The sequence below is a fragment of the Moraxella sp. CTOTU49097 genome (assembly GCF_032064105.1).
GTDB lineage: Bacteria > Pseudomonadota > Gammaproteobacteria > Pseudomonadales > Moraxellaceae > Faucicola > Faucicola osloensis_B.
Genome location: NZ_DAMBOA010000039.1, coordinates 1 through 5,515, shown reverse-complemented (window position 1 = coordinate 5,515; position 5,515 = coordinate 1). Strand labels below are relative to the sequence as shown.

Below are 5,515 nucleotides of genomic sequence, written 5' to 3'. Positions count from 1 at the left end.
TGCCCATACATTGGTTATTGACTTCCACCTTGCCTGTCGGTTGTAGGGTATAAGTGGCGGTGACATCACTGGCACAGTTACGCTGAAAAAACATCGGCAAACGGGCGATTTCGTACCATTTCCCCGCATAACGGTTTAAATCAACGCTTTGTACCGCCTGAGCTTTGCCAACGCCTGTGGGCTTGGCGGTGGTTTCGGTTGCGGTAGTTTTGGTGGGGGTGGTGGAGCAAGCACTCATCGCAAGTAATGTACCTGCAATACCTGCCACTGCTAGCTTTTTTTTACTCATCAGTTTCATTATGTATGTCACCTTATTTCGCTCAGTCTTATTGCGCATTAAAGTACTCATTTTAGCCCAAAATAAACGCTCAAACGGTGATTATTGGGGCCTTTTTTGTCAGCCAGTTGTTACAGCTAATACGCTATTGTCAACCTGTTGGCTAGTTTTTATACCTTGTCGACCAATAACCGAATACCCGCGATTCCCATCGCCCCATGTTCATAGGCGGTGGCTAAATCTGCCTGCCCCACCCCGCCCAGTGCAAACACCGGCACATCACTAAGCTTTGCTAATTCGCCGAACGCTTGCCAGCCCATGCCCCCACTTTGAAAGGTTTCTGGGTGTGTCGGTGTGGCTTTCACCGGGGATAAAAAACAGCCCATTACAGTATGCGAGGTTGCCAAGGTATTTAATCTGCTTAGGCTATGTTGGTCATGGCAACTGGCAAAATAGCGATAATTTTTTGATAAACTTGAGAAATCAAGCGTGATGAGTTGTTGGTGATTTAAATGAACCATGCCGTTTTTTAACGACGCATCTAAACGCTCAGGTAAGTACTCAAATAAGTGCTCAACTGTTGCATATTGAATAATCGGGGTGATATCCGCCCTCATCGTTAACAAGCCCTCAATCATAGCGATGGCATTTTTATGGCTGGTTTGCGGGCGAAGATAACAATGGGCATCTTGAGGCAGTTTTTGGCTATAAAAATCAACCCACATATCCACACCAACGAAGCTATCTAAAGGCTGGGTGATATAAATCGTATTAGGCAATCTCAACCACTCTAAAATTCGCGCATTGGCATCGGGTAGCGGGTACTGGTTGGCAAGCAAGTCTGACTGATGAACCCATGTGACGGCTTGACCTTCCTTGCCTTTACCTTCTTGCAAACCATCAAACTGCCCTTGACTCACTTCAATTTTAAAAACGTGCAATGCCACGGTTTTATCAGCATAATCATGGCGTATCACCCCTATTTTGACTGCAGTATTTTGCGCGATATCCAAACCAATCTCCTCATGGACTTCACGGATTAACCCTTGTGTTAGGGTTTCCTTTGGCTCAATTTTTCCTCCAACAAATTCATAGCGATTGCCTTGGTGTTGACTGGCATGGCGAAATCCGAGTAGATATTGCTTGTTAAAATGTATCACCGCGACTGCCACATTGACGATTTTTGACATATTTTTCTCAAACTATTGATTGTTACCCATTATAAAGCATTAAATTTGATGAAAAAGTGAAAAAAGTCACTTGACGACCCATTAAATATAAATGATAATCATTATCAATTAAAACCACTATTCGCCCATCTTACAGAGAAAAGGAGTATCCCATGCTACACTTATTAAATCGCGCTAATCTCACCCAACAAAGTTCCTTGCCTACGCTACATTCCAATCATTTATTTGCGCTGACCAAAGAGATTCGCATTCAGCATGACGGCGAAGAATACCGTCTTCGATTGACCCGTAATAACCGCCTAATACTCACTAAATAGTGACTCACCAAATAGTGACTTACCAAATAGTCTCCGTAAAATGTTAATATAAAAAAGCCAATCTTCTTCAGAGTGGCTTTTTTAGAGGGCTAAGTTGATAGTTTCTGTTGCCCGTCACCGTGCCCAGTGACTGGCAACAATCAACTGAATTAACCCATGCGAATAGCCCCGTCCAAACGAATGACGTCGCCATTAAGATAGCTATTTTCGATGATGTGTACCACCAATTTAGCAAATTCTTCTGGGTTGCCCAAACGTTTGGGAAAAGGCACGGCTTGCTCAAGACTGGTACGGGCAGCTTCTGGCAGGCTTGCCATCATCGGTGTGCCGAACACCCCTGGGGCGATGGTCATGATACGTATTTGATGGCGCTGCAGCTCACGCGCGAGTGGTAAGGTTAAGCCCACCACACCTGCTTTAGATGACGAGTAACTGCCTTGCCCGACCTGACCATCGAATGCGGCAATTGAAGCGGTGTTGATAATCACACCTTTATCTTCGTTACTGTCTGCAGTATTTTTTGCCATCGCCGCCGCTGCCAGTCGCGCCACATTAAAAGTGCCGATGAGGTTAATCTGGATACCACGGGCAAAGGTGGTTAAATCGGCTGGATTGCCTTCTTTGTCCAGTAATTTTTGCACCACCACGATACCGGCACAGTTGATTGACCCTGATAATTTACCAAATTTGGTCACACCCGCCTCAATCGCATTTTTGACATCCGCTTCGCTGGTGATGTCACATTTTGCAAAAATCACGTTGTCGCCCAATTTCGCCACTAATTTCTCACCGGCTTCTTGGTTGAGATCGGCGATAATGATATTTGCGCCATGCGCCACCAAATAACGGGTTGTCGCTTCACCTAGACCTGACGCGCCGCCTGTGACCAAAAATGTATTATTTTGTACTTGCATTGTTTTTCCGTTAACCTGTTATTTTTTGTTGATAAAAAAAGCCTATATAACGCTAGATACTCTTTTGCATAGGGATAAAATTTTTGTTAGTGCGCCTCACTCATGTTACGCAGCATAAAACGTTGCACTTTACCACTTGGGGTTTTTGGCAAGGCATCGATAAACTCAACGATACGTGGATACGCATGGGCAGATAACCGTGCATGCACCAAGCTTTGGATGTCTTTGGCTAACTCGTCATTAGCGGCATAGCCGTTTTTGAGTACAACATAGGATTTGATGATGTGGCCGCGTATGTCATCTGGTACGCCAATCGCCGCGGTCTCGGCTACCGACGGGTGTTCCATTACCGTGTTCTCGACATCGGTAGGACCGACGCGATACCCTGCGGTGGTAATAATATCGTCATCACGCCCGACAAACCAAAAAGTGCCATCATCATGCTGCTCGACCATATCACCCGTTAGATAATATCCTTTTTCAAACGGATTTTTTTCGTTCCACGTATAGCCTTGGAAAAATAAGGATGGCGAGTTCGCCACATCAACGGCTAGCTGACCTTGTACGCCTGCGCCTAGTTCATTAAAGTTTTCATCCAGTACCGCCAAGCGATAACCTGGCAATGGCATACCCATTGAACCAATTGGCTGATCATGGGTTAACTTATGATGACAGCAGCACGCCATCCCCAATTCGGTTTGTCCATAATGGTCAAGAATAGATGCGCCAAGATGGTCATTAATCCACGTCACCACTTCAGTATTTAACGTCTCACCCGCTGAGCTAATACGCGTCAATAGCGGTAACTCATCAGCTTTGTTGTCAAAAACACCGCTTGATTTCATCATACGAAATGCAGTGGGTGATGAGGCTAAATTAGTGATTTTATGGTTTTTGATAAAATCTAATGTATGCTTGGCATCAAACCCTGATTCATTAAAGTGGGTAGTAGCACCGACTAGCAAAGGTCCTGTAATCGCATAATACAAGCCATAGGCCCAACCTGGGTCAGCCATGTTCCAAAACCGATCATTATCGCTTAGACCCACTGCGTGTACCATATACAAATAAAATGCGGTTAGCGCTTTAAGTGGTACTGCCACACCTTTTGACTTGCCCACGGTACCTGAAGTAAACATTTGCAAGAAAGGATCTTCCCCTGTTAGCATCACAGGTTCAAAGTCTTCCCTTTGCGCTGCCATTAGGCTATCAAAATGCCAATCCCCATATTGTTTGGCGGCTTGCTCGCTGCCCACCATCACCATGTTTGGTAGTGGGTTTATGTCATTGAATTTTTCACGGTTATGGCTGTCGGTGAAAACCACTTTGGTAGCGGCTTTTTGAAGGCGGTATTCAATCGCTTCGACACCAAATGCGGTAAACAATGGCTGATATACCGCACCGATGCGCCATGCACCCACAATCACTGCTAACAAAGTCGGTGTACGGGGCAGCATGGTTGATACCCGATCGCCTTTTTTCACCCCTAAAGCAGTGAGCAGATTTGCCATTTTACCGCTTAGTTTATCGAGCTGTGTGTAAGTGATTTTATGGATATTACCTTGGGTGTCTTCATGCACTAGCGCGACTTTATTTGCTTTATCAGACTGGGCATGACGACCCACACATTCTACATAGGCGTTGATACCATTGATGCGGCAACCTTGCAGGATTTGCTGTTCAAGTTCGTCGATATTGAATTGGTCAATGTAGCTTTGATACAGGTAGCTTTGATAGTGGTAGCTTTGATAGCGGTAGTTTTGATAATCAGGATGGGTAGATTGCGGGGTTTGGGTGTCAAGATTGTCCATGACAGGCTCCTATTGTCGTCCATGAGATAGGAATAAGTGCCAGTGCCAACGGTCACCAGCTGACTTAAAATAACGCTAACTTAAAATAAATTCGGTTTGAAATAAATTTGAGTTAATACAACCAGTTTTTTGACGATGGGCTCGCAACTATCACTGATTTACACTCACGCTGATTTACTTGTATCTCGATTTACTTGTACCAAGTCAAGCTAACAAATTCCTTTTGTCAGCTTATGATGCCTAAAATTTTGGATAATTTCAAGTATTATGATATGAATTGTATCGTTTTAAAAATTTTACTGTTAACCAATAAACTTAAAAAAGTGCGCTTTATAGTGGCGCAGTTCACGAATTGAATCACGAATATCATCAAGTGCCAAATGACTTCCTTTTTTCTCAAAGCTTGACAAAATATCGGGGCGCCAGCGATAAGCCAGCTCTTTGACCGTTGACACATCTAAATTGCGGTAATGAAAAAACCGCTCAAGCGTTGGCATTTGACGTGCCAAAAACCGTCTGTCTTGGCAAATCGAATTGCCACACATGGGTGAGCGTCCTGATTCGACATATTTACTCAAAAATGCAATGGTTTCGCTTTCTGCTTGAGCCATCGTCACGTTACTACGGCGAATACGGTCAATCAATCCTGATTGCCCATGTTGGCGCGTGTTCCAATCATCCATGCTGTTGAGCACAATGTCAGGCGTATGGATGGCAAACACAGGACCTTCGGCTAAGATATTGAGTTCACTGTCAGTCACTATCGTCGCTATCTCGATGATGGTATCGTTGAGGGTATCTAGACCTGTCATCTCAAGGTCAATCCAAATCAGATGTTTTTTATCAACCGCCATACTGTTGCCTTTTCATACTCTTTAACAAATAATCCGCCATCTTAGCAGATTTTACAGGTAAAATATCGGTTTTGTTGGCGATTGCTCATGTAGCGATGTCCAAAAGTATTGCAAAATTTTATAAGGTGTTAGTATGGTAAAAAATCCCCTAG

At 44.2% G+C, this 5,515-nt stretch carries 6 protein-coding genes; 1 reads left to right on the top strand and 5 read right to left on the bottom strand.

All coding sequences use genetic code 11. The features are described from left to right. The coding region (locus RT064_RS10820; RefSeq protein WP_409519570.1) for a lipocalin family protein at positions 1 to 289 on the bottom strand (289 nt) is incomplete at its 3' end. Between the two features lie 158 nt (positions 290 to 447). Next, positions 448 to 1,467: an NUDIX domain-containing protein gene (locus RT064_RS10815; protein WP_313063365.1), complete on the bottom strand. Its 1,020-nt coding sequence runs from the start codon at positions 1,465 to 1,467 to the stop codon at positions 448 to 450. Between the two features lie 152 nt (positions 1,468 to 1,619). Between RT064_RS10815 and hemP the strand changes: the two genes are divergently transcribed. Further along, positions 1,620 to 1,784, top strand: coding sequence for a hemin uptake protein HemP (gene hemP / locus RT064_RS10810; RefSeq protein WP_138017991.1), 165 nt, complete (start codon positions 1,620 to 1,622; stop codon positions 1,782 to 1,784). Positions 1,785 to 1,933: 149 nt separating this feature from the next. On the opposite strand, the gene RT064_RS10805 is transcribed toward hemP, so the two are convergent. The 3 genes from RT064_RS10805 to orn all read right to left on the bottom strand — a co-directional run bounded on the left by RT064_RS10805 (position 1,934) and on the right by orn (position 5,363). Next, on the bottom strand, positions 1,934 to 2,698 hold the full coding sequence (locus tag RT064_RS10805) for an SDR family NAD(P)-dependent oxidoreductase (RefSeq protein WP_313063085.1): 765 nt from the start codon (positions 2,696 to 2,698) through the stop codon (positions 1,934 to 1,936). A gap of 86 nt (positions 2,699 to 2,784) precedes the next feature. Then, entirely contained in the window at positions 2,785 to 4,509 is a 1,725-nt protein-coding gene (locus RT064_RS10800) for an AMP-binding protein (protein WP_313063363.1), read from the bottom strand. A gap of 302 nt (positions 4,510 to 4,811) precedes the next feature. Continuing rightward, on the bottom strand, positions 4,812 to 5,363 hold the full coding sequence (gene orn, locus RT064_RS10795) for an oligoribonuclease (protein WP_313063362.1): 552 nt from the start codon (positions 5,361 to 5,363) through the stop codon (positions 4,812 to 4,814). Between the last annotated feature and the right edge of the window lie 152 nt (positions 5,364 to 5,515).

Bases quoted from the DNA above. Each gene is read 5' to 3' on its own strand.
- RT064_RS10815 (WP_313063365.1), bottom strand. From the start codon at position 1,467: ATGTCAAAAATCGTCAATGTGGCAGTCGCGGTGATACATTTTAACAAG.
- hemP (WP_138017991.1), top strand. From the start codon at position 1,620: ATGCTACACTTATTAAATCGCGCTAATCTCACCCAACAAAGTTCCTTG.
- RT064_RS10805 (WP_313063085.1), bottom strand. From the start codon at position 2,698: ATGCAAGTACAAAATAATACATTTTTGGTCACAGGCGGCGCGTCAGGT.
- RT064_RS10800 (WP_313063363.1), bottom strand. From the start codon at position 4,509: ATGGACAATCTTGACACCCAAACCCCGCAATCTACCCATCCTGATTAT.
- orn (WP_313063362.1), bottom strand. From the start codon at position 5,363: ATGGCGGTTGATAAAAAACATCTGATTTGGATTGACCTTGAGATGACA.